This window comes from Sphingopyxis sp. EG6, assembly GCF_003609815.1.
Lineage (GTDB): Bacteria > Pseudomonadota > Alphaproteobacteria > Sphingomonadales > Sphingomonadaceae > Sphingopyxis.
Genome location: NZ_AP017603.1, coordinates 686,828 through 708,560, shown reverse-complemented (window position 1 = coordinate 708,560; position 21,733 = coordinate 686,828). Strand labels below are relative to the sequence as shown.

Sequence of the window (21,733 nt, the reverse complement as noted above, 5' to 3'; positions counted from 1 at the left end):
AACTCCTTTTCGTTATCGGATATAGCGCGAACGGCGCCTCGCCAGCCGCACCGCGGCTTGTTATAGGCTTCTAACCGCACTGACCAGCAGGAACGAACATGAGCGACGCAGACAATAGCGACACGACCGACGCTCCGAACCCCTTCCTGCCGACCCCCGACGACATGCAGCATTGGGCCAGCGTGATCGGGCGCGCGCAGCAGATGATGCTCGAATATGCGCTGGGGCAAGTGAACGACGGCAAGATGGGCGCCGCTGCGTTGTTCGATCCGGCGACATGGCTCGAAAACCCGGCGACGCAGACGTGGACACAGCAATCGTCCAGGATGTGGGAACAGGGCGTCGCCTTCTGGACGTCGCTCGCGACGCTCAACCCGATGACCCCGGCAGCGCCCGATGCCGCCGCAGCAAAGGACCGCCGCTTTGCCGATCCCGACTGGGCGGCGAACCCGGTGTTCGCGATGATCCGCCAGACCTATGGCCTGCTCGCCGAACAGATGCTCGCGACGACGCGCCAGCTCGACGGGCTCGACCCCGCGGCGCGCGCCAAGATGGAATTTGCCGCCAAAAGCATCGCCGATGCGATGGCGCCGACCAATCTGGCGCTGACCAATCCCGAAGTCATCCGGCGCGCTGTCGAAACGCGCGGCGAAAGCCTGCTCAAGGGTCTGAAGCATATGCTGACCGACCTGTCGCGCGGGCAGCTCAGTCACGTCGATCCCGATGCGTTCGAGGTCGGGGTGAATATCGCGACGACGCCGGGCAAGGTGATCCACGAGACCGATCTTTACCAGCTGATCCAATATACGCCGACGACCAAGGAGGTGCTCGCCGTGCCTCTCCTCATCTTCCCGCCGTGGATCAACCGCTTTTATATCCTCGATCTCAACCCCGCCAAAAGCTTCGTCGCCTGGGCGGTCGAACAGGGGCTGAGCGTGTTCATGGTGTCGTGGAAATCAGCCGACGCGTCGATGAAGGACGTGGTGTGGGACGATTATATCGCGGCGCAGATCGATGCGATCGATACGGTGCGCGCGGCGCTGGACGTGCCTGCGGTCCACACGATCGGCTATTGTGTCGCCGGAACGACGCTCGCCGCGACGCTGGCGGTGCTCGCCGCGAAGGGCGAGGCGGAGCGGGTCAAGTCAGTGACCTTCTTCACCGCGCAGGTCGATTTCGAACAGGCCGGCGACCTTAAGCTGTTCGTCGACGACAGCTATCTGGCGCTGCTCGAACAGCTGTCGGCGCCGGGCTATCTCGACGGCCGTTATATGGCGGCGACCTTCAACAGCCTGCGCGGACGCGACCTGATCTGGAATTATGTCGTCAGCAATTATCTGCTCGGCAACGACTATCCGCCCTTCGACCTGCTCTATTGGAACGGCGACACGACCAACCTGCCCGCGAAATGGCACCGCCAATATCTGGTCGACCTGTACCGCGACAATCGCATGGTGATCCCGAACAGCCTGGCCGCGCTGGACACGCCGATCGACCTGAGGAAAATCCAGACCCCGGCCTATATCCAGGCGGGGCGCGAGGATCATATTGCGCCGCTCGCCAGCGTGTGGCGGTTGATGGATCATCTTTCGGGACCCAAAACCTTCCTGCTTGCCGGGTCGGGCCATATCGCGGGGGTCGTCAATCCGCCCGCCGCGGGCAAATATCAATATTGGACCGGCGACAGCAAAGCTGCGACGCTGGACGAATTCATCGCCGGTGCCAGCGAAACGAAAGGCAGCTGGTGGCCGCACTGGATCGACTGGATTGCGGCACAGGATGACAAAAAAGTCGCCGTCAAAGGCGCCCGCATCCCCGGGAAAGGGGCCAGGAAGGCGATCGAGGACGCGCCCGGCCGCTATGTCAAACAGCGGTAATATCTAGCGATTATCCTGCCCATGGGCGGCGGTGACAGGTTTTTTGTGCGCTGCACAAAAATATCCTTGAAATCGCCGAAGCACTCCTATATTGTGCACTGCAACATAAAGGAGTTTTACCCATGGCTACCAAGATGGATAGTGCCGAGAAGGCTTTCGAAGCCGCGACGCTGGAAACCGCCGCCAAGCCGGTGGAAGCTCCGGCGGCCCCCGCCGTTGTCGCTGCCCCCGCAGTGGCGAAAGCTGCGGCTCCCGCCAAGATCAAGACGGTGAAGGCAAAAGCCAAGCCGACGGTGAAGAAGGCTGCTGCCCCCAAGGCCGCTGCCAAGAAGGTTGCCCCCAAGAAGGCAGCCGTGAAGAAAATTGCCCCGAAACTTGCCACCCGGGCTGCACCGACGCCGGTTGCTGCCGTCAGCAAAGGAATCAAGACCATGAACGACACCGTGAAAAAGTTCGCCGACGAAGCGAAGACCCGCACCGAAGCCCTGACCGCCGACTTCAACGAAAAGGCGAAGGAAGCGATGAGCAAGACCAGCAAGCTGGCCGAAGAAGCCGTCGAATTCAACAAGGCCAACATCGAAGCGCTGGTCGAAGCCGGCAAGATCGCTGCCAAGAACATGGAAGTTCTGGGCCAGGAAGGCGTGACCTTCGCTCGCAAGAGCTTTGAAGACACCACCGCTGCGCTGAAAGGCTACAGCTCGGTCAAGTCGCCGACCGAATTCTTCAAGCTCTATGCCGAAAACAGCAAGAAGGCCTTCGACGCCGCCGTTGCCCAGACCTCGAAGACCAGCGAACTGGTCGTCAAGATGGCCAACGACAGCTTTGCGCCGATCTCGAACCGCGTTTCGGTCATCACCTCGAAGATGAAGGCCGCCTAAGCCGCTTTCACCTTCCGTTGGCGCGGGCATCCCCCCTCCCTCCCCGCCTGCGCCGACACCCCCAAGGCCGCCCGCTTCCCCAAGGAAGCGGGCGGTTCTTGCTTTCGGCGCCGCCGGCGACGAGCTGGCGAACAAGAGGTTAAAAACCGCGCGCGCGCCCCTTGCGCTTCGCCCGCGGCTTGCGATATTCCTGCCATGATGTTTCCAGTTTCGACCACCCAGCCGGTCCGCGCGATGGCGGAGTCAGATGATGTCCGCGCGATGGCGGACAAGGACGACGGCGCACCCGGCAGCCCCGGCGTCGGCATCGCCACGCGCACCCGCGCCAAGGCGAAAAAGCCGTCGATGTACAAGGTGCTACTGCTCAACGACGATTACACGCCGATGGAATTCGTGGTGATGGTGCTCCAGCGCTTTTTCAACATGGACATTGAACAGGCGACGCAGGTGATGCTGCACGTTCACCAGCAGGGCGTCGGCGTGTGCGGCGTTTTCAGCTATGAAGTCGCCGAGACCAAGGTGAACCAGGTGATGGACGCCGCGCGCCAGAACCAGCACCCGCTGCAATGCACGCTGGAGAAAGCCTGACGCCTATTCAGCTGCCCGCTTTTGCGCGGCGTCGAGTAGGCCCGGCAATTCCGGGAAAAACCGGCGATACAAGGCGTCGGACGCCGTACCGTCGAGCAAGTGGATGTCGGCCCCGACAAGCATCCGTCCGAAATTCTGCCCCGCCGGGCTGGCGATGAAAGCACGCGTGGCGGCCAAGTCGTTCGCCGACATCAATTGACGATAAAGATTGGCTAGAACCGCCTGTATATTGGTCCGCTCCTCTAACCACACAGCGTCCACTCTGGCTCGAATGGCGCGATGAAATCGGCGGAGAACCGCAGGGTCTTGAACTTCGGGATGTGTCGTCGTCAGCCACCCCGTCGCCTCGCTGGCAACGGCGAAACCGGTTCGATCCTGCAAATCGCTTTCGTTCAAGACGATCAGTTCATGGGCCAGTGAATCGGCTTCGATCACCGCCGCCGGGTCGGGTGCCGGCGGCGGAGGCGGGATAGCGTGAACCGGCATAGCAAAGGCCAAGAAAGCGACAAGGCTGACAAATGACCGACCGCGCAACTTCGCCTCCCTTGGCATCGAGACGAAAGCTTATCCGAACGCGGCCATGTGTCTAGCCCGCGCGCCGCGCCCGTTCGGCTCTTAGCGCTGGCGACGGCTCGCCCCTTAAATCGCCATAACCCAGCGTTTCGCCGCAGCCCGGGCAGATCATCGCCGTCCCGACATCGGTGCCGCACGCGCGGTGGATGTAGCGCATCGCCGGTCCGCCGCCGGTTTCGCCATCGCGATACGCCCAGCGTTCGGCCCAGCCGCGCATCGCATAGAGCACGTCGAACAGATCCTTGCCCTTGGCGGTCAGCCAATATTCGTGGCGGACGGGGCGCTCCTGATACGCGCGCCGCTCGACCACGCCCTCGCTTTCGAGCCGCTTGAGCCGCGCCGAGACGAGCTGCGGGCCAAGTCCGGTATTGGTGGCGATGACCTCGAACCGCCGATTCCCGAAGAACAGGTCGCGCAGAATGAGCAGCACCGCGCGGTCGCCGAGCAGTTCGGCGGACCGCCCGACGGGGCAGAAGGTGTCGGATAGATCGGTGCGTTTGGGCATCGGGTCAATCGACCTCCCGTCATTGCGAGCGAAGCGAAGTAGTCCAAGGTAGCGTGATCCGCTCTGGATTGCTTCGCTTCGCTCGCCATGACGACATTCTTACGCGCAATCTCAACAGCTTTCTTTGGTGTCCCCAAAAACCTCTTGTCACTATGATTATCATAGTTACTATCGGACGCAAGAGGAGAGTCGCTTATGCCCAATCCTGCAGCCATCGTCATCGGGGCCGGCGACGCCACAGGGGGCGCCATCGCCCGCGCGTTCGCCGCCGAGGGTCTGACCGCCTGCGTCAACCGCCGCGAACGCAACGCCGATCAGCTGGAAACGCTGGCGCAGTCGATCCGCGACGACGGGTATCAGGCCCGCGCCTTCCCCGGCGATGCGCGCGACGAAGCGGCGATGATCGGGCTGTTCGATCAGGTCGAAGCCGAGATTGGCCCGGTCGAAGTCTCGGTGTTCAACATCGGCGCCAACGTCAATTTCCCGATCACCGAGACGACGGTGCGTGTTTACACCAAGGTTTGGGAAATGGCGTGCCTCGGCGGCTTCCTGATGGGGCGCGAGGCGGCGAAGCGCATGGCTCCGCGCGGCCGCGGCACGATCATCTTCACCGGCGCCACCGCGAGCCTGCGCGGCGGATCGGGCTATGCCGCCTTCTCGGGCGCCAAGGGCGCGCTCCGGATGCTGGCGCAGGCGATGGCGCGCGAATTGGGGCCGCAGGGCATCCATGTCGCGCACACCGTCATCGACGGGGCGATCGACACCGATTTCATCAAGGGCCGCCACCCCGATTTCGACAATGCCAAGGCGCAGGATCTGATCCTCAATCCGGCCGCGATCGCCGCCAATTATGTGATGCTCCACAAGCAGCCGAAAAGCGCTTGGACGCACGAACTCGACCTTCGCCCCTGGGGAGAAAAATGGTGACAAGGACCTTAGAACTCATCTTCGATTTCGGCAGCCCCAACGCCTATCTGTCGATGAAGGCGCTGCCCGAACTGCTCGACCGGACCGGCGCCGACCTTGTCATCACCCCCTGCCTGCTCGGCGGCATTTTCAAGGCGACCGGCAACAAGGCGCCAATGATCCAATATGCCGACGCACCCGCCAAGATTGCCTACGAAAATCTCGAGATGCGGCGCTTCATCGAAAAACATGGCCTGACCAAATTCCGCCTCAACCCGCACTTCCCGGTCAACACACTGACGATCATGCGCGGCGCGATCGTCGCCGACGATGAAGGTGTACTCGACGACTATATCGACGCGGTGAACCGCGCGATGTGGGAAGAAGGGCTGAAGATGGACGACCCGGACGTCATCGCGACCTTCCTGTCGGCGAACGGCTTCGACGGCCCGGCGCTGCTCGCGCGGACGCAAGAGCCCGAGATCAAGGCCAAGCTGGTCGCCAACACCGAAAACGCGGTCGCGCGCGGCGTGTTCGGCATTCCTACCTTCTTCGTCGGCGATGCGATGTTTTTCGGCAAGGACCGGCTGGGGCAGGTCGAGGAGGCTCTGCTGGCTTAAATCCAGTTCCCTATATCGTCATCCCGGCGAAAGCCGGGATCTCGCCTTCGCGACATGACGCAACGTGCAGATCCCGGCCTTCGCCGGGAGGCGGAGAAGTAGGGCGCGAAACCCTCGCTACGAAAAATCGAGCTGGATGATGTCGCTCGGCGTCGCGCGGCAGTACATTTCGATGGACTTGGTGCCGTCGGGATAGGTCGCGGTCATCGCGGCGCGGATCCGCCAGCCGCCATTGCCCTGTTCGAGCGATACGAGCTTGTCGTACGACAGCTTAGTCCCGCCGGTCACCCCGATCTGACGCGCCGCATCGGTCATGCAATTTTGCACCGACGCTCGTGCTGCACTGGGCAGGCCGCTGAGGTTCGCACTCACTGTAGCGGGTCCGCGCGGCGGATGCGTCGTGGCGCTTTCCTCGGTCGTCCCGTCCGCCGATTTCTTCTTTTTGCTGAGCAGCAGCGCGAGCAGCCCGCCCGCGACGACGACGCCGCCGATGATCAGCCCGGTGCTCGGCCCCTTGTCCTTGTCGGGCCGCGTCGGCTGTACATTGCGATAGCCATAGCCGAATTCGGCGCGGCAGCCCTTGTCGACCCAGATATAATCGCCGGTGTAGCCCCATTGACGCCCCGCGTTACACTTGCCTGCGATCTTGCGGGTCAGTTCGACGCGATTGTTCGTCGGCACATTGCATTGCTGATATTTATAGTTCCACGATTCACAGCGGAGCGTCCCGGCATAATCATCGACCGGCTGCGGCAGCGGCGTCGGATAACCGCCATTATTGGCATAGCCATAGCCGAATTCAGCGCGGCAACCGCCGGACACCCAAATCTGGTTCGCGGTGAAGCCCCAATCGCGCCCCTTCGAACAACGGCCGCCCATCACGCGCAACAGGTCGACGCGATTGTCGGTGCGGACATTGCAGCGCTGGATCTTGTTACCCCGCGATTCGCAGCGGAGCGTTCCGGCGTAGCCTTCGCCGGGGCGCGGCGGCTGGATCTGCGGCCCACCCGGGGCCGGATATGGATAGGTCGATTGCGGCATCGCCGGAACAGCAAGCTGGCTGGCGATCAACGCCGTTGACGCGATGATCGTGACGACATTGTTCCGCATGACCTTCTCCCCCGTGAAAAGCCGCCTCGGTTCGCACTGCCCGTGCGCGATCCGGATATCGTCCGGGATAGTTTCACATTTCGAACCAGAAGACCACGGCGAAAGGCACGCCCGCTTGCGCGCCCGCGCCCGTGCGCTAAAGACAGCCGATGGATCAAATCGTCATTCGCGGCGGCCAGCGACTCAAGGGCCGTATCCCCATCTCCGGCGCCAAGAATGCGGCGCTCACGCTGCTGCCCTGCGCGCTGCTCACCGACGAGCCGCTGACGCTGCGCAACCTGCCGCGGCTCGCCGACGTCGACGGCTTTGGCCACCTGCTGAACCAGCTCGGTTGCTCGACGACGATCGAGGGGTCGCGGCCCGAGGATTTCGGCCGCGTGATGACCGCGCGCACGACGACGCTGACCTCGACCGTCGCGCCCTATGACATCGTGCGCAAGATGCGCGCGTCGATCCTCGTCCTCGGCCCGCTGCTGGCGCGTGCGGGCGAGGCGACGGTGTCGCTGCCCGGCGGCTGTGCGATCGGCAACCGCCCGATCGACCTGCATCTGAAAGCCCTGGAAGCCTTTGGCGCCCAGATCGAGCTGACCTCGGGCTATGTGAAGGCCGTTGCTCCCGGCGGTCGCCTAGCGGGCGGCAAATTTACCTTCCCCGTCGTCTCGGTCGGCGCGACCGAAAATGCGCTGATGGCCGCGGTGCTCGCCAAGGGCACTTGCGTGCTTGAGAACGCCGCGCGCGAGCCGGAGATTGTTGATCTCTGCAACTGCCTGGTCGCGATGGGGGCGCATATCGACGGCATCGGTACCGAAACGCTGACGATCGAGGCCGTCGACCGGCTGCACGGCGCGACCTATCGCGTGATGGCCGACCGTATCGAGGCAGGCAGCTACGCCTGCGCCGCGGTGATTACCGAGGGTGATGTCGAGCTGGTCGGGGCCAAGGCCGACGAGATGGAAGCGACGCTGTCGGCTCTGCGCCAAGCCGGTGCGACGGTCGAGGAAACCAAGACGGGCATTCGCGTTGCGATGTCGGGCCGCGCCGAACCCGTCACCCTGTCGACAGCGCCCTATCCGGGCTTCGCCACCGACATGCAGGCGCAGTTCATGGCAATGGCAACGCTGGGCAAGGGCGCGTCGCTGTTCACCGAAACGATCTTCGAGAACCGCTATATGCACGTTCCCGAGTTGGCCCGCATGGGCTGCGACATCGATGTGCGCGGCCGCAGCGCCGTGGTGCGCGGGGTCGACCATCTGGTCGGCGCCCCGGTGATGGCGACCGACCTGCGCGCCTCTATGAGCCTGATAATCGCGGGGCTGGCCGCGCAGGGAACGACCGAGGTCAACCGCGTTTATCACCTCGACCGCGGCTACGAGCGGCTCGAAGAGAAATTGCAGGCGGTCGGCGCCGACATCGAACGGATCAGCGCGGGCTGACGCCTTTTGTCAAATGCTCGGCGCGGCCATAAGGACCGCGCGCTGTGCCTTTTATCCAATCGCCGAGCAGCTTCAGATAGCCGTCGGTGATCCGCGTACCGCTGCGCGACCCGTCGGCGTTGGTTCGATATTCGAACATGCCATGGTCGGTGTCGGGAAACAGATAGACGTCGACCGACTTGCCGTCTTTGGCGAGACCAAGCAGCGCACCGCGCGTCGTTTCGATCGGCGCCTCGCGATCCTCTCCGGCCAGCACCCACAGCAACGGCGCATCGAGTTTTTTCAGCGCCGCCAGAGCGTCATAGTCCCAGATCAGCTCCAGATTATCGAAACGCGCGCGGCCCACGCGGCGCAGTTCGTCATTCGACATGCGCAGCATCGCGCCGCTATGCTCCCCCGCGATCGTCGCCGCCCACGGTTTGCCGGCCATGTCGCGCCGCACCGCGTCGAGCTCGTCATAACCCGCGGTAAAATTGGACAGCAGCAATTTGCCGGTCGCCGACGACAGTCGGTTCACAAGCTGCACCGCGTCATCGCCCTGCCCCGCGGCCCGCACTTCCGACACCAGCTGTTCGCGATCCTCCTCGATCGGCGACGCGACAAGGCCGAAACCGACCGCGACAAAATCGGCCTTCGTCAACGTCGCGGCGCGCGGCGCGACCCACCCGCCCTGACTGCCGCCGAAAAATCCCGCGCGGCCGGCCCGGCCCGGCGTCATGCTGCGCGCCTGATCGAGCGCGTGCACGGCATCGGCGGCGAGCAGTTCGAAATTCTGCGTATATTCGCCTTCCGATGCGCCGGTGCCGCGCTTGTCATAGACGAATACCGAAATCCCCTGCGCCGCCATCGCATAGCCATAGACCCCGCCGATCGGCGAATTGCGCTCCGACCCGTGGACCATGACCACGAGCGGGCGTTTGGGATCGGCGGTTGGCGGCTCGATCAGCACCCCGGACAGCTTGGTCCCCACGCTGTTGAATGTTGTCGGCGTTTCGCGAAAGGCGATCGGCTTCCACGTCGCCCCGCCAATCATTACGCCGTCGTTGCTGCACGCGAGCGGCGCCGTCGCATCCGTGGTTGCTCCGCGGCGGCCGTCGCGGAACAGGTAGCGCAGCCCCGGCGCCGCGATCGACGGCAAGGGAACGAGGACAACAAAATCGCCATCGGGTGCGGCATAAGTGCCGGGCTGGCAGGAAGTTTGGGCGAGCGCCGGTGCGGACAGGCAGGCAGCGAGCAGGACGAACGGAGTGGCGAGACGTTTCATGTCGCCGTCCTACCGAAACAATACACCCGTGACAACCAAGGGTCGCGAACCTACGCGTCGCGCTCCACTGGAACCGCGACCATATTGCCGCTGACCGACGGGCGATCGGGCCTTTTCGCCACCGCGATCACCAGCCCGACCAGCGCCACCGCACCGCCCGCGATCGACAGCGGCGCCCAGCGGTAGCCCTCGAACAGCGTCGAAAAGCCCATCGCGATGATCGGGATCAGCACGCTCGACCATGCCGCCTGTCCCGGTCCGACCGCGCGGATGATGTTGAAATAGAGCGGGAAGGTCACCGCGCTGGCGACGACCCCCAGATACAGCACGCCGCCCAGATAGGCCGGTGTCGCCTCGATCACCGGCGGGCCGGTGGTCGCCCAGGCAAAGCCGGCATCGCCCAGGGCGCCAAACAGCATCGCCCACGCGATCATTACCGCCATTGACTGCTCGCGCGCCACGCTTGATCCCTGCATCACATTCGATGCCGACGCGCTGATCACGCCGCACAGGGTGAGCGCGGTGCCGATCAGCACTTCGGCGGCCCCGACGTTGGCGGCGCGATATTCGTGCAGGATCATCATCCCCACCCCGACGATCGCGATTCCGGCGCCGAGCAGAAAGCGTCCCTCGACTTTCGTCTTCAGGAAGATGCGCCCGAGCAGGGTGTTCGGAACAATCAGCAGCGCGAACAGCACCGCAACCAGTCCCGAGGTGATGTGCAGCTCGGCGCGATAGACGAAATTGAAGTTGAGCGCGAACTGCGCCAGCCCGAGCAGCGCCGCAAACCCCCAGCCGAACCCCGAGAGCGTCAATCGTTCGCGACGCCAGGCCGCATAGGCGAACATCGCGGCAGCGCCGACGAAAAAGCGGTAAGCGACCGACCAGCTGGGGGGCACGACGCCGAGTTGCCCGGTGATCACGATCCACGTCGATCCCCAGATCAGGGTGATGAAGAGGAAGGGGAATAGGACGCGCGGAGCCAGCAGGCTGGGCGGCGCGCTCATAGCGCGGCGATCGCGGCTGCAAATGGCGCGACCGCCTGCGCATCCTGATCCCAGCTCGCCACCAACCGCGCCGCGCCTTCGCCCCAATCGTAGAAATCAAAACCGGCGCCGCGCAGTTTCGCGGCCTCGGCAGGCGTCAGCCGGACGAACAATTCATTCGCTTCGACGGGGTGCATCAACCGGTCGCCGCATGCCGCCGCCAGCGCCGCCGCCCCGGCGTTCGCCGCGCGCGCATTGTCGAGCCACAGGTCGTTGGTCAGCATCGCGCGAATCTGCGCCGCCACGAACCGACCCTTGCTGAGCAAATGGCCGCCGCGTTTTTTCAGCTCGCGGACCCCTGGCCCGCCGCTGCCGCCAAAGAAGACGATCGCCTCGGCCATCATCGCACCATTCTTGGTGAAGCCGAACGACAGCGCGTCGACCCCGGCGCGCCAGGTCACATCGGCGGGGGCGCAATCGAGATAGGCGACGGCATTGGCAAAGCGCGCGCCGTCCATATGCAGCTTCATGCCATTGGCGCGCGCGACTTGGCTGATCTCGCCAATCTCTTCGGCGCGCCACACGAGGCCATATTCGGTCGCGTTGGTGATGCTGATCGCCGCGGGCTGCACCTGATGGACATCCTGACGAATCCCGGCGATTCGTGCTTTCAGCGCCTCGGCGTCGATTTTCGCTCCGCGCCCCGGCAAGGTCATCAACTTGGCGCCGCCCGAATAAAAGGTCGGCGCGCCGCATTCATCGACCTCGATATGCGCTTCCTCGTAACAAAGGATGCCCTGCCACGGTCGCACGAAATGGGCGAGGATGATGCTGTTCGCGGCGGTTCCGGTGGGGATCCACACGACTTCGCAGTCGGTTTCGAACAGCTCCGAAAAGGCCGCGTCGAGCGACTGGCTCAGCGCATCGCCATCATAGGCGGTGTCGACATGATTGGCAGCCGCCATCGCTTCCATCACCGCCGGATGAACCGTTGCAGCATTGTCGGAGAAAAAGCGGGTAGCAGTCACGAATCGCGCCTTAGCGCAGGTCTCGCCGTCTTGCTAATTCTTCATTTCACAATGGCTATTTGCGCCCGGTTTAACGGTGCCGATACATCCATTTGCGTAGCGTGCGCGATTTGCGGACCATATATTGTCCCGGCCAGATGACACGCGTTCGAACGCCGTGGCGGTCGAGCACCAAGCCCGCACGGGGAAACCAGATCTGGCATGGCTGCCAGTCATAATCGGCTGTTTGGGGGGTAGGTTCGATCGGCATGGCTGATCCTTGCAATAAGCCCAACCCGCACCATCGGCTTTTACATCTTCCCCGCTTTTCAACTCTTTCTCTAACACATATCCGCGCCCGAGTCAGGCAAGTGCCGCGGCGGCGCGACGCACCGACAGAGCATCTTGGCCCTTGCCGCGCCGCAATTGACGGCGGCGCTCTAGCGGTCGCGCTTCGCCAACAGCTTGAGGCGCAGCGCGTTCAGTTTGATGAACCCCGCCGCATCCTTCTGGTCATAGGCGCCGGCATCGTCCTCGAACGTCACATGGCGTTCGCTGTAGAGGCTGTTCGGCGACTTGCGGCCGACGACGCTCGCGTTGCCCTTATAGAGTTTCAGCCGCACCGTGCCGCTGACCTTTTCCTGGCTGTGGTCGATCGCCGCCTGCAACATCTCGCGCTCGGGCGCGAACCAGAAGCCATTGTAGATGAGCTCGGCATATTTGGGCATCAGCTCGTCCTTGAGGTGCGCGGCGCCGCGGTCGAGCGTGATGCTTTCGATGCCGCGATGCGCCCGCGCATAGATTTCGCCGCCCGGCGTCTCGTACATGCCGCGCGACTTCATGCCGACGAAGCGGTTTTCGACGAGGTCGAGGCGGCCAATGCCATGTTTGCGGCCAAAGTCGTTGAGCGCCGCGAGCAAGGTCGCGGGCGACATCGCTTCGCCGTTCAGCGCCACCCCGTCGCCGCGTTCGAAATCGACCGTGATATATTCGGGGGCATCGGGCGCATCCTCGGGATTGACGGTGCGCGAATAGACATAGTCGGGGGTCTCGTCCCACGGATTTTCCAGCACCTTGCCCTCGCTCGAGGTGTGCAGCAGATTGGCGTCGGTCGAGAAGGGGCTTTCGCCGCGCTTGTCCTTCGGCACCGGAATCTGGTGCTGTTCGGCCCAGGCAATCAGCGCGGTGCGGCTGGTCAGGTCCCATTCGCGCCACGGCGCGATGACTTTGATGTCGGGGTTCAGCGCATAGGCCGACAGTTCGAAGCGGACCTGGTCATTGCCCTTGCCCGTCGCGCCATGCGCGACCGCATCGGCGCCGGTTTCGCGCGCGATTTCGACCAGCCGTTTCGAAATCAGCGGACGGGCGATCGACGTGCCGAGCAGATAATCGCCCTCGTACCGCGCGTTGGCGCGCATCATCGGGAAAACGAAGTCGCGAACAAATTCTTCGCGCAGGTCGTCGATATAGATATGCTCGGGCTTGATCCCCATCAACTCGGCCTTGGCGCGCGCGGGCTCCAGCTCCTCGCCCTGCCCCAGATCGGCGGTGAAGGTTACCACCTCGCAGCCATAGGTGATCTGCAGCCACTTCAGGATGACGCTGGTATCGAGGCCGCCCGAATAGGCGAGGACGACGCGCTTGATGGAATCGGACATGGCGGTACCTTTGGCGAGAGATTATCGCGGGCGCGGCTAGCAGCCTGCCCGCCCCCGCGCAACCGCGATGCGCTACCACAACATTCCCCTTGGCCGCGCGGACGTCGACCGCTAGTATCAGATGATACCATATCTCACGGACGAGGATTTTTGATGCGCCTGACCCTTGCTTTCGCTTCTGCCGCCGCCGCGGCGTTCGCCGTCGCCACCCCCGCTGCTGCCGAGGAAGGTATGTGGACGTTCGACGGCGTTCCCACCGACGCGATTCGGGGCACCTATGGCTGGGCGCCCGACAAGCAATGGCTGGACCGGACGCAGGCGTCGGCGGTGCGGCTGACCGGTGGCTGCTCGGCGTCGTTCGTGTCGGGCGAGGGGCTGATCCTGACCAACCACCATTGCGTCATCAGCTGCCTGCAGAATCTGTCGACCGCCGACAGCGACCTGGTCGCGGGCGGTTTCAACGCCGCCGATCGCGCGCGCGAACGCCAGTGCCCCGGACAACAGGCCGAAGTCGTCACGTCGATCACCGACGTCACCGGCAATATTCAGGGCGTGATCGGATCGCTGACCGGCGAGGCGCTGGTCAAGGCGCGCGACGCGCGCATCGCCGAACTCGAGTCGGCTGGCTGCACCGACCGCGCCAAGACCCGCTGCCAGGTGGTGACCTTGTTCGGCGGCGGCCAGTACAAGCTGTATCAATATCGCAAGTACAGCGACGTCCGCATCGCATGGGCGCCCGAATTCCAGGCGGCATTTTTCGGCGGCGACCCCGACAATTTCAACTTCCCGCGCTATGCGATGGATGCCGCCTTCCTGCGCGCCTACGAGGATGACAAGCCGGTCGCAACGCCCACCCACTTCAAATGGAATCCGCGCGCGCCGCAGGAAGGCGAGATCACCTTCGTCGTCGGCAACCCCGGTTCGACCCAGCGCCTGCTGACCGAAACGCAGCGCGAATTCCAGCGCGCCGAACGCCTGCCGCTGACGCTCATCCTGTTGTCCGAATTTCGCGGTCGCCTGATTGCCAATATGGAGGGCGACGCCACCAAGACGCGCGAAGGCGGCGACGAGCTGTTCGGATATGAAAACAGCTTCAAGGCCTTGTCGGGGCAGCTGCGCGCGCTCAACGATCCGGCCTTTACCGCCAAGATGGCCGCCGAAGAAGCCGACCTGCGCGCACGGGTCAAAGGCAATTCCGAAATCGGTGATCCCTGGTCCGAAATCGACAAGGCGATGGCCGAGCGCCGCAACACCTATCTCGACAGCGTGTTCCTGCAGAGCGGCCCAGCGAGCTATTCGACGCTGGCCGGCTACGCGATGACGCTGGTGCGCGCCGCCGCCGAACGCGGCAAGCCGAACAGCGAGCGCCTGCCCGGTTTCACCGACTCGGCGCTGCCGCTCACCGAAAAGCGGCTGACCGATCCGGTACCGACCTATCCCTGGCTGGAAGAGCTGGGCGTCAGCTTCTGGGCAAGCAAGGCGCGCGAATATCTGGGCGCCGACAATGGCGACGTCAAAATGCTGCTGGGCAAGGAAAGCCCCGAAGCGCTCGGCAAGCGGCTGGTGGAAGGGACGAAGCTTGCCGATCCCGCCTATCGCAAGCAATTGTGGGAGGGCGGCTCCGCCGCGATCGCGGCGTCGGACGACCCGATGATCCGCTTCTTCACCCAGCTCGACCCGCGCGCCCGCGCGATCAAGACGGCGTTCGACCGCGACTATGACGCGCCGGTGACCGCGGCGCAGGCACGATTGGCAAAGGCGCGCTTTGCCGCCTATGGCGACAAGCTCTATCCCGACGCGACCTTCACGCTGCGCCTGTCCTATGGCCAGGTGAAAGGCTGGACCGAGCGCGGCAAGCCGGTGCCGGCGACGACCGTGGTGGGCGGCACATATGACCGCGCGACGGGGCAGCTGCCTTACAAATTGGCCGACGGTTTCGTGAAGGCCGAGTCGCGGATCGACAAGAATGTCGTCTATGACTTCGTCACCACCAACGACATCATCGGCGGCAATTCGGGTTCGCCGGTGATCGCGCGCGACGGCAGCGTGATCGGGACGGCGTTCGATGGCAACATCCACTCGCTGGGCGGCAATTTCGGCTATGACGGCACGCTGAACCGCACCGTCGCGGTGTCGACCGCGGCGATCCAGGAAGGGCTGGAGAAAATCTGGCCCGCTCCGGCGCTGGTCGCTGAACTCGCGGGCAAGCGCGCGAAACGCTGATCGCACGGCGGGGCGGCGCGGGATCCCCCGCCGCCTCAGCCGACGCGGGTCCAGTCCATGAACCAGCTGTCGTCCCAGCTGTTGCCGCCGTCGCGCGACGTGCCCTGATACCAGCGGCAGCTGGTCGGGGTGATCCGGTCCCACACCCCGCGATAAAGCTCCGGCACGCTCGCCCCCTCGCCTTCCGACAGGAAGGTGCCGACACCGTCCTCGAACACCCCGATCTGCCCCGGCACCGTCACGACCCCCGATTTGGCGTTGACCCAATGGTCGGACCAGATTTTGTTTTCGACGTCGAGCAGGCGCAGCCCCATGCCCGAAAAGCCGCGCGCCGGGATGCGCAGTTCCTCGACGCTAGCGATCCCGTTCAGAATGGCGACGACGGTCGCTTCGCCGGGAAATTCGATCCATGTTTCGCCTTCGCGGAATCTGTTGTGGATCCGCCATTCGCCGGTCAGGAAATCGAAATCGCCGGGCTTGCCGACGGGCGCCGGGTTGATCGCGGCGGAAACGGCGGCGGGGATCAGGCTGGACATAATGGCTCCTGCGGACATGAAGAGGACGGTGCGGCGGTCGATCGGGCTCATTTGTTGCTCCCTTGGCACCGTCGTTCTAGACGCCTGATCCTGACATTTTCTGTCAGTTATTTTCTGCTACAGCGAAAAAATGCGTGCGAGCCGCCTCCTCTCGATCCTCATCCTGTTGCAGCTGCGTGGGCGCCTGACCGCCGCCGGGCTCGCCGCTGAATTCGAGGTGTCCGAACGCACCATCTACCGCGACATCGACGCGCTCTCGGCGGCGGGGGTGCCCGTCTATGGCGACCGCGGACCCGGCGGCGGTTTTCAGCTGCTGGACGGCTACCGCACCCAGCTCACCGGCCTGTCGGCGGACGAAGCCGAGGCGATGGCGATGATCGGCCTGCCCGGTCCCGCGAGCGAACTTGGCATCGGGGCAGCGACGAGCGCCGCGCACAACAAACTGATCGCGGCGCTGCCGGGCGATGGCGGCGCGCTGGCCGACCGGATGGCGACGCGCTTCCACCTCGACGCGGTCGACTGGTATCGCAGCGGTGAAAACTTGCCGCACCTGCCCGCGATCGCCCGCGCCGTGCTCGACCAGCACGCGCTGTCGATGCGCTACGACAGCTGGCAGGGGGTGCGCGACTGGACGGTCGATCCGCTAGGCCTCGTCCTGAAAGCCGGGATATGGTATCTGGCGGCGCGCGGCGGCGGCAAGACGCGCATCTTTCGTATCGCAAACATCGACCGGCTGGCGGTGGGCACCACATCCTTCGAGCGCCCGGCCGATTTCCACCTCGCGCGTTGGTGGCAGGCCGAACAGGCGCGGTTCGAGGGCGAATTGTTCGCGACGCGCGCAACCGTCCGCGCCTCGCCCGACGGGTGCAAGCGGCTGGCGGCGCAATCGCCGCGCGGCGCCGAAGCCGTCACCGCGGCCGGGGTGCAGGCCGCCGACGGCTGGCGCGCGATGGCAATGATGGTCGAGAATAGCGACCATGGCGCGCGCGACATGCTGGCGCTGGGCGCCGAGGTCGAGGTCGTCGCCCCCGCCAGCTTCCGCCGCCGTATCGCGGCGCTGGCGGCACAGATCGCGGCTCGCCACCGGTGACTGGATTCTGCGCGCCAAGCCGCTAATCTGACGGCGGGAGACACGTCATGGGCAAGGCCGAAATCAAGACCAAGGCGACCGAGGTGTCGGTCGCCGACTTCATCGCCGCGGTTCCCGAGGCGCGGCGCCGCGAGGAGGCGGCGGTGATCGATGCGATCCACCGCCGCGTCACTGGGCTAGAGCCGAAGATGTGGGGGCCGTCGATCATCGGCTATGGTAGCTATGATTATGTCTATGGCAGCGGCCATTCGGGGACGATGTGCCGTGCCGGATTCAGCCCGCGCAAGGCGGCGATGACGCTGTATCTGATGGGCCATTATTGCGACCGCCAGCCGGAGGCGGATGCGCTGTTCGCGCGGCTGGGCAAGTATAAGACGGGCAAGTCGTGTCTTTACGTCAACAAGCTGGCGGATGTTGATTTGGACGTGCTGGAGCAGCTGATTGTGCTCAGCTGGGATGTCATGAACGAGCGTTATCCGGGATAGATATTGCGGACATGGCCAATGGCCGGTTGCGACCAATTGCGGACCTAGACAGCTCAGTTTAGGGATGCAGGAAACACAAGCCTCGTTAGCAAGGGAGAGCGAAATGAGTCCTTTTCAGATCGTCGTGTATCTGCTCACCTTGGCGCTGACGGCGTGGGCGGCGATCGCTTTAATACGGCACTTTCGAAAGCGCTTCTAGCTCGGACGACTGGAAACGACCGATTGCGGACGTACGTCATTTCTTCTCTCCCCTTGTGGGAGAGATACGAAGGCTTGGCAGCTTTGCTGCCTAGCCGCAGTTGAGAGGGGGTTTGCGCGTGCTGGCGTCCGCCCCCTCACCAAGCTTCGCTAGCTCCTGACGGAGCAAGCTGCGCTATCCTCTCCCACAAGGGGAGAGGAGCTCGTGGCAGCTCCCCACCCCAAAGGCGCCATCCCTTCCGGCCCAGAGGGGCCAACCGGTCAAATCCCCGCATACCATTCATAATCGATGCGATCTTCCCAATAGCCGCCCTTGCCCGCGCCGGTGCCGTCGAGGCTGGCGACTGCTTCGATCGCGTTCACATATTTGGCGTGTTTGTAGCCGAGCTGGCGCTCGATCCGCAGGCGCAGCGGCGCGCCGTTGGCGATTGGCAGCACCGCGTCGTTGAGCGCCCAGGCCAGGATCGTCTGCGGGTGCCGCGCGTCGATCATGTCGCAGCTTTCATAATAGAGCGCGTCGCCGAGCCGGTCAGCGCAGCGAAAGACGATATAGCGCGCATTGTCGCTGACCCCGGCGGCGGCGAGGATGCGCGACAGCTGGACCCCGGTCCATTGCCCGATCGCGCTCCAACCTTCGACGCAGTCGTGGCGGGTGATCTGGGTGCGCTGCGGCATCGCGCGGATGTCGGCCATCGACAGCGACAGCGGCCGCGCGACCAGTCCGGTGACCGCGACCCGCCAGTCGGCGAAGCCGCTCGCGGCATGCGCGGCATAGGCCGCGCCCGCGGGCAGGCGCGTGCCATTGGGCCGAAAGTAAGGCGACAGGTCGGCGTGGCTATATTCGCGCGCCAGGGCGTTGCGGTCGATCAGCGCGCGCTGGCTCGCGCGGTTCATCTCCTCGCCCATCGACAATATCTTGCGCACCGCGGGCGCGTCGTTGATCGCGTCGCAAGCCGACAGCAGCGGCAATGTTGCAGCAAGGCCGCCTGCGCGGGCGATAAGCTGGCGGCGCGGCAGAATGATCTCGTTCATGCATCCTTCTCCGGCGGCAGGCGGAACCAGCCCGTCACCATCGACCGCACTTCGTTCACCGGCCCCGCGAGCAAGACCATCAGGATATGGACGAGGAAAAACGCCACCAGCGCCCAGGCGGCGATGAAGTGGATCGACCGCGCCGACTGGCGACCACCGAACAGGTCGAGCAGCCACGGCGCGCCGGCATTGATCCCCGGCGACATCGTCAGCCCGGTCGCGATCATCAGCGGCAGCAGGATGAAGATCACGCCGATGTAGCTCAGCTTCTGGAGGATGCCGTACTGCCCCGCCGCTTCGCCTTTCGGGAAGCGCAGCCGCGCATGATCCTTGATGTCGTGCCAGATATGGCGCGGCGACCATTCGGTGCGGCGGACGTGCAAATCCTTTTTCAGATGCCCGCCGATCGCGGTCCACAACATGTAGAGCGTAAGCCCCATCGCCATTACCCAGGCAAAGAACAGGTGCCAGCGCCGCCCGTCGGCAAGGCTGTAGCTGGTCGGGATCGTCGCCCAGCCGGGGAAGGCCCAGGTTTTTCGGATCCCTTCGGCATCGGTCCAGCGGCCGAGCACCCCGGTCGTTTCGACCCGCCAGTCGCCGATCCGCAAATAGCCCTCATCCGCGGTCGAGCCGATCACCAGCCAGGCACGGTCGAAATTGGCGCCATATTCGCCCCAATAGAGCCGCGGGTGCGCGTTGAAGATCGTCAGCCCGCTCATCAGCAGGACGAGCAAGGTGACCGCGTTCACCCAGTGCCAGATGCGCGTCGGCAGCCGGTGGCGATAGACGTGCGGCGGTGGCGGGGTGGGAGAAGGATCAACGTCGCTCATCGCATCCGGCACTCCCTCTACACGCCCTCCCCTTCAGGGGAGGGCAGCGAGACTTGGCAGCTTGCTGCCTAGTCGCAGCGGGTGGGGGTCAGCGGCATTGCACAAGGTCGCTGACCCCCACCCCAACCCCTCCCGTGAAAGGGAGGGGCTTAAGACGGTTCGCTCGCCACCAAAAAAAGGTTACGCTACCTCCGCCGCATATTCGTCGCGATATTTGTTGCGCAAGCTGACCTTGTCGATCTTTTCGCTGCCGAGCTTCGGCAGCGCGTCGTTGGCCATCCAGATCTTGTACGGCACCTTGTAGGGCGCCAGCCGCTGGCTGAGGAACGAGCACATATCCTCGGCGGTGACGCTGCTCCCCGGCTTGGTCCAGATCACCGCGCCGACAACCTCGCCCAGCCGCTCGTCGGGCAGGCCGAACACCGCGCATTCGTTGGTGTCGCCATGTTCGTAGATCGCCGCCTCGACCTCCTGGCAGCTGATATTTTCACCGCCGCGGATGATGATGTCCTTCTTGCGGTCGACGATGAACAAATAGCCGTCTTCGTCGAGATAGCCGAGGTCGCCCGAGCGGAAATAGCCATTGTCGAAAAAGGCCGCCTTCGACGCCGCTTCGTTGTTCCAATAGCCTTCGAAATTGCACACCGAGCGGATGCAGACCTCGCCGACCTTCCCCGGCGCCAGCTCGTTTCCGTCGTCGTCGAGGATCGCGAGGTCGACCAGCGGTTTCGACGCCGGGCCGGTTGACAGCGGCTTGGCGAGGTAATTTTCGTTGATGATGCCGCAGCCGACCGCATTGGTTTCGGTGAGGCCATAGCCGAGCAGCGGCTTGCCCTCGCCCATTTCGGTCGCAAGGCGTTTGACATGCTCGGGCGGTCGCGGCGCGCCGCCGCCGGCGTAGCTTTTGCACGTCGACAGGTCGTAATTCTTGCGGTTGGGGTGGATCAGGATTTCATAGCTCATCAGCGGCACGCCGACGAAATAATTGCATTGTTCGTCCTGGATCAGCCGCATGGCTTCCTCGGCATTCCATTTCGGCATCAGCACCAATTTACGCCCGAGCGCGAAGCTTTGCAGGAACACGGGGATTTCGGCGGTGACGTGGAACAGCGGGGTGCAGATCAGCGTCGCGGGCTGGATGTCGGACATAAGCCCGTCTTCGGTCAGCAGATGTACGATGCTGGCGGTTTGCGTCACATAGTTGAAGATCGCCTGCACCACCGCTTCGTGGCGCGAGTATGCGCCTTTCGACTGGCCGGTCGAGCCCGAGGTGAACAGGATCGTCGCCAGATCCTGCCCGGTCAGCGTCGGCAGCACCGTCGCGGCATTGCCGCCGGCGCCGGTGATCGGGGCGATCGCCAGATCGATCGGCTGCGCAATGTCGAGCGTGACGACCTTGGCGCCATGGTCGACCTCGTCGAGCCGCGCCGCGCGCTGCACATCGGCGATAACCAGCTTGGCCTCACTGTCGGTAATGCCTGCAGCGAGTTCACCGCCCTGCCACCAGCCATTGAGCAAGGTCGCGCAGCCACCCGCGAGCAAGATGCCGATGTAGGACACGCACCACGCATTGGCGTTGCGCATCGCGAGCCCGACGCGGTCGCCGCGCTGGACGCCATAACCCTCGATCAGCCCCGCCGCGACCTGCCGCGCCGCCATATAGACCTGTTTGAACGACAGCCGTTCGTCGCCTTCGACCAGAAAGGTCGCGTCCCCGTGCTGCATCGCGAAATAGGCGACATAGTCGGCGAGATTGGTCGGCGCATTGGTGATGAAGGGAAGCTGTCGGCCGAAGCGTTCGACGGACCCGACCTGGATCGGTCCGCCCGGACCGGTGATCAGATTATAGGCGGCTTCCAGGCGCAAATCGAGCGCAGATGGCATCTTGTATCTCTCCTCTTGGTCTCGCTGGCCTAACCCCTTATGGGGAGGCC

The 21,733-nt window shown here is 64.1% G+C and carries 21 protein-coding genes; 9 read left to right on the top strand and 12 right to left on the bottom strand.

Annotated elements, in window-relative coordinates; translation table 11 throughout:
• The first annotated feature begins 98 nt into the window (after positions 1-98).
• From SPYCW_RS03425 to clpS, 3 genes are all read left to right on the top strand, one after another.
• Complete coding sequence (locus SPYCW_RS03425; RefSeq protein ID WP_120215603.1) at positions 99-1,877, top strand: PHA/PHB synthase family protein; 1,779 nt, start codon at positions 99-101, stop codon at positions 1,875-1,877.
• 122 nt (positions 1,878-1,999) lie between these two features.
• Positions 2,000-2,755, top strand: coding sequence for a phasin family protein (locus SPYCW_RS03420; protein ID WP_120215602.1), 756 nt, complete (start codon positions 2,000-2,002; stop codon positions 2,753-2,755).
• A 261-nt stretch (positions 2,756-3,016) separates the two neighbouring features.
• Positions 3,017-3,343 (top strand): ATP-dependent Clp protease adapter ClpS, encoded by a 327-nt coding sequence (gene clpS / locus SPYCW_RS03415; RefSeq protein ID WP_232014914.1) that lies wholly within the window; start codon positions 3,017-3,019, stop codon positions 3,341-3,343.
• 3 nt (positions 3,344-3,346) lie between these two features.
• Here clpS and SPYCW_RS03410 read toward each other — a convergent pair whose 3' ends face one another.
• Complete coding sequence (locus tag SPYCW_RS03410; RefSeq protein WP_145985935.1) at positions 3,347-3,778, bottom strand: hypothetical protein; 432 nt, start codon at positions 3,776-3,778, stop codon at positions 3,347-3,349.
• A 151-nt stretch (positions 3,779-3,929) separates the two neighbouring features.
• The gene (locus SPYCW_RS03405) at positions 3,930-4,421 is read right to left on the bottom strand and encodes a winged helix-turn-helix transcriptional regulator (RefSeq protein ID WP_120215600.1); all 492 of its coding nucleotides are present in this window, start codon (positions 4,419-4,421) and stop codon (positions 3,930-3,932) included.
• Positions 4,422-4,616: 195 nt separating this feature from the next.
• On the opposite strand from SPYCW_RS03405, the gene SPYCW_RS03400 reads away from it, so the two are divergent.
• Positions 4,617-5,348 carry an SDR family oxidoreductase gene (locus tag SPYCW_RS03400; RefSeq protein ID WP_120215599.1) on the top strand — a complete coding sequence of 244 codons (732 nt, stop codon included), beginning with the start codon at positions 4,617-4,619 and terminating at the stop codon, positions 5,346-5,348.
• Complete coding sequence (locus SPYCW_RS03395; RefSeq protein WP_120215598.1) at positions 5,342-5,947, top strand: 2-hydroxychromene-2-carboxylate isomerase; 606 nt, start codon at positions 5,342-5,344, stop codon at positions 5,945-5,947. The genes SPYCW_RS03400 and SPYCW_RS03395 overlap by 7 nt, the downstream gene beginning before the upstream one ends.
• 117 nt (positions 5,948-6,064) lie before the next feature.
• Here SPYCW_RS03395 and SPYCW_RS03390 read toward each other — a convergent pair whose 3' ends face one another.
• Positions 6,065-7,057, bottom strand: coding sequence for a DUF3011 domain-containing protein (locus tag SPYCW_RS03390; RefSeq protein WP_120215597.1), 993 nt, complete (start codon positions 7,055-7,057; stop codon positions 6,065-6,067).
• Between the two features lie 149 nt (positions 7,058-7,206).
• Here SPYCW_RS03390 and murA point away from each other — a divergent pair, with 149 nt between their 5' ends.
• Positions 7,207-8,490: a UDP-N-acetylglucosamine 1-carboxyvinyltransferase gene (gene murA / locus SPYCW_RS03385; RefSeq protein WP_120215596.1), complete on the top strand. Its 1,284-nt coding sequence runs from the start codon at positions 7,207-7,209 to the stop codon at positions 8,488-8,490.
• Here the strand turns inward: murA and SPYCW_RS03380 are convergent.
• From SPYCW_RS03380 to SPYCW_RS03365, 5 genes are all read right to left on the bottom strand, one after another.
• Entirely contained in the window at positions 8,477-9,754 is a 1,278-nt protein-coding gene (locus SPYCW_RS03380; protein ID WP_120215595.1) for an alpha/beta hydrolase family protein, read from the bottom strand. The two genes, murA and SPYCW_RS03380, sit on opposite strands and share 14 nt — an antisense overlap.
• A gap of 50 nt (positions 9,755-9,804) precedes the next feature.
• Complete coding sequence (locus SPYCW_RS03375; RefSeq protein WP_120215594.1) at positions 9,805-10,761, bottom strand: DMT family transporter; 957 nt, start codon at positions 10,759-10,761, stop codon at positions 9,805-9,807.
• Positions 10,758-11,768, bottom strand: coding sequence for a threonine aldolase family protein (locus SPYCW_RS03370; RefSeq protein ID WP_120215593.1), 1,011 nt, complete (start codon positions 11,766-11,768; stop codon positions 10,758-10,760). The genes SPYCW_RS03375 and SPYCW_RS03370 overlap by 4 nt, the downstream gene beginning before the upstream one ends.
• Positions 11,769-11,838: 70 nt before the next feature.
• Positions 11,839-12,018: a hypothetical protein gene (locus tag SPYCW_RS18775; RefSeq protein ID WP_145985934.1), complete on the bottom strand. Its 180-nt coding sequence runs from the start codon at positions 12,016-12,018 to the stop codon at positions 11,839-11,841.
• A 169-nt stretch (positions 12,019-12,187) separates the two neighbouring features.
• Positions 12,188-13,405, bottom strand: a complete 1,218-nt coding sequence (locus SPYCW_RS03365; RefSeq protein WP_120215592.1) for an argininosuccinate synthase — start codon at positions 13,403-13,405, stop codon at positions 12,188-12,190.
• Positions 13,406-13,558: 153 nt separating this feature from the next.
• On the opposite strand from SPYCW_RS03365, the gene SPYCW_RS03360 reads away from it, so the two are divergent.
• Positions 13,559-15,628: a S46 family peptidase gene (locus tag SPYCW_RS03360; protein WP_120215591.1), complete on the top strand. Its 2,070-nt coding sequence runs from the start codon at positions 13,559-13,561 to the stop codon at positions 15,626-15,628.
• A gap of 35 nt (positions 15,629-15,663) precedes the next feature.
• Here the strand turns inward: SPYCW_RS03360 and SPYCW_RS03355 are convergent, their stop codons facing one another.
• Positions 15,664-16,215, bottom strand: a complete 552-nt coding sequence (locus tag SPYCW_RS03355; protein ID WP_120215590.1) for a DUF1579 domain-containing protein — start codon at positions 16,213-16,215, stop codon at positions 15,664-15,666.
• A 79-nt stretch (positions 16,216-16,294) separates the two neighbouring features.
• Here SPYCW_RS03355 and SPYCW_RS03350 point away from each other — a divergent pair, with 79 nt between their 5' ends.
• Both SPYCW_RS03350 and SPYCW_RS03345 read left to right on the top strand, forming a co-directional pair.
• On the top strand, positions 16,295-17,254 hold the full coding sequence (locus tag SPYCW_RS03350) for a helix-turn-helix transcriptional regulator (RefSeq protein WP_120215589.1): 960 nt from the start codon (positions 16,295-16,297) through the stop codon (positions 17,252-17,254).
• 47 nt (positions 17,255-17,301) lie between these two features.
• Positions 17,302-17,739, top strand: coding sequence for a DUF1801 domain-containing protein (locus SPYCW_RS03345; RefSeq protein WP_120215588.1), 438 nt, complete (start codon positions 17,302-17,304; stop codon positions 17,737-17,739).
• A 459-nt stretch (positions 17,740-18,198) separates the two neighbouring features.
• On the opposite strand, the gene SPYCW_RS03340 is transcribed toward SPYCW_RS03345, so the two are convergent.
• The 3 genes from SPYCW_RS03340 to SPYCW_RS03330 form a co-directional block, all read right to left on the bottom strand.
• Positions 18,199-18,969, bottom strand: a complete 771-nt coding sequence (locus tag SPYCW_RS03340) for a molybdopterin-dependent oxidoreductase (RefSeq protein ID WP_120215587.1) — start codon at positions 18,967-18,969, stop codon at positions 18,199-18,201.
• Positions 18,966-19,799, bottom strand: coding sequence for a cytochrome b/b6 domain-containing protein (locus SPYCW_RS03335; RefSeq protein ID WP_120215586.1), 834 nt, complete (start codon positions 19,797-19,799; stop codon positions 18,966-18,968). The genes SPYCW_RS03340 and SPYCW_RS03335 overlap by 4 nt, the downstream gene beginning before the upstream one ends.
• A gap of 180 nt (positions 19,800-19,979) precedes the next feature.
• Positions 19,980-21,683 (bottom strand): class I adenylate-forming enzyme family protein, encoded by a 1,704-nt coding sequence (locus SPYCW_RS03330; RefSeq protein ID WP_120215585.1) that lies wholly within the window; start codon positions 21,681-21,683, stop codon positions 19,980-19,982.
• Positions 21,684-21,733 lie beyond the last annotated feature (50 nt).

Coding starts and splice junctions, on each gene's coding strand:
- SPYCW_RS03425 (WP_120215603.1), top strand. CDS start 99: ATGAGCGACGCAGACAATAGCGACACGACCGACGCTCCGAACCCCTTC.
- SPYCW_RS03420 (WP_120215602.1), top strand. CDS start 2,000: ATGGCTACCAAGATGGATAGTGCCGAGAAGGCTTTCGAAGCCGCGACG.
- clpS (WP_232014914.1), top strand. CDS start 3,017: ATGGCGGACAAGGACGACGGCGCACCCGGCAGCCCCGGCGTCGGCATC.
- SPYCW_RS03405 (WP_120215600.1), bottom strand. CDS start 4,421: ATGCCCAAACGCACCGATCTATCCGACACCTTCTGCCCCGTCGGGCGG.
- SPYCW_RS03400 (WP_120215599.1), top strand. CDS start 4,617: ATGCCCAATCCTGCAGCCATCGTCATCGGGGCCGGCGACGCCACAGGG.
- SPYCW_RS03395 (WP_120215598.1), top strand. CDS start 5,342: ATGGTGACAAGGACCTTAGAACTCATCTTCGATTTCGGCAGCCCCAAC.
- SPYCW_RS03390 (WP_120215597.1), bottom strand. CDS start 7,057: ATGCGGAACAATGTCGTCACGATCATCGCGTCAACGGCGTTGATCGCC.
- murA (WP_120215596.1), top strand. CDS start 7,207: ATGGATCAAATCGTCATTCGCGGCGGCCAGCGACTCAAGGGCCGTATC.
- SPYCW_RS03380 (WP_120215595.1), bottom strand. CDS start 9,754: ATGAAACGTCTCGCCACTCCGTTCGTCCTGCTCGCTGCCTGCCTGTCC.
- SPYCW_RS03375 (WP_120215594.1), bottom strand. CDS start 10,761: ATGAGCGCGCCGCCCAGCCTGCTGGCTCCGCGCGTCCTATTCCCCTTC.
- SPYCW_RS18775 (WP_145985934.1), bottom strand. CDS start 12,018: ATGCCGATCGAACCTACCCCCCAAACAGCCGATTATGACTGGCAGCCA.
- SPYCW_RS03365 (WP_120215592.1), bottom strand. CDS start 13,405: ATGTCCGATTCCATCAAGCGCGTCGTCCTCGCCTATTCGGGCGGCCTC.
- SPYCW_RS03360 (WP_120215591.1), top strand. CDS start 13,559: ATGCGCCTGACCCTTGCTTTCGCTTCTGCCGCCGCCGCGGCGTTCGCC.
- SPYCW_RS03355 (WP_120215590.1), bottom strand. CDS start 16,215: ATGAGCCCGATCGACCGCCGCACCGTCCTCTTCATGTCCGCAGGAGCC.
- SPYCW_RS03350 (WP_120215589.1), top strand. CDS start 16,295: ATGCGTGCGAGCCGCCTCCTCTCGATCCTCATCCTGTTGCAGCTGCGT.
- SPYCW_RS03345 (WP_120215588.1), top strand. CDS start 17,302: ATGGGCAAGGCCGAAATCAAGACCAAGGCGACCGAGGTGTCGGTCGCC.
- SPYCW_RS03340 (WP_120215587.1), bottom strand. CDS start 18,969: ATGAACGAGATCATTCTGCCGCGCCGCCAGCTTATCGCCCGCGCAGGC.
- SPYCW_RS03335 (WP_120215586.1), bottom strand. CDS start 19,799: ATGAGCGACGTTGATCCTTCTCCCACCCCGCCACCGCCGCACGTCTAT.
- SPYCW_RS03330 (WP_120215585.1), bottom strand. CDS start 21,683: ATGCCATCTGCGCTCGATTTGCGCCTGGAAGCCGCCTATAATCTGATC.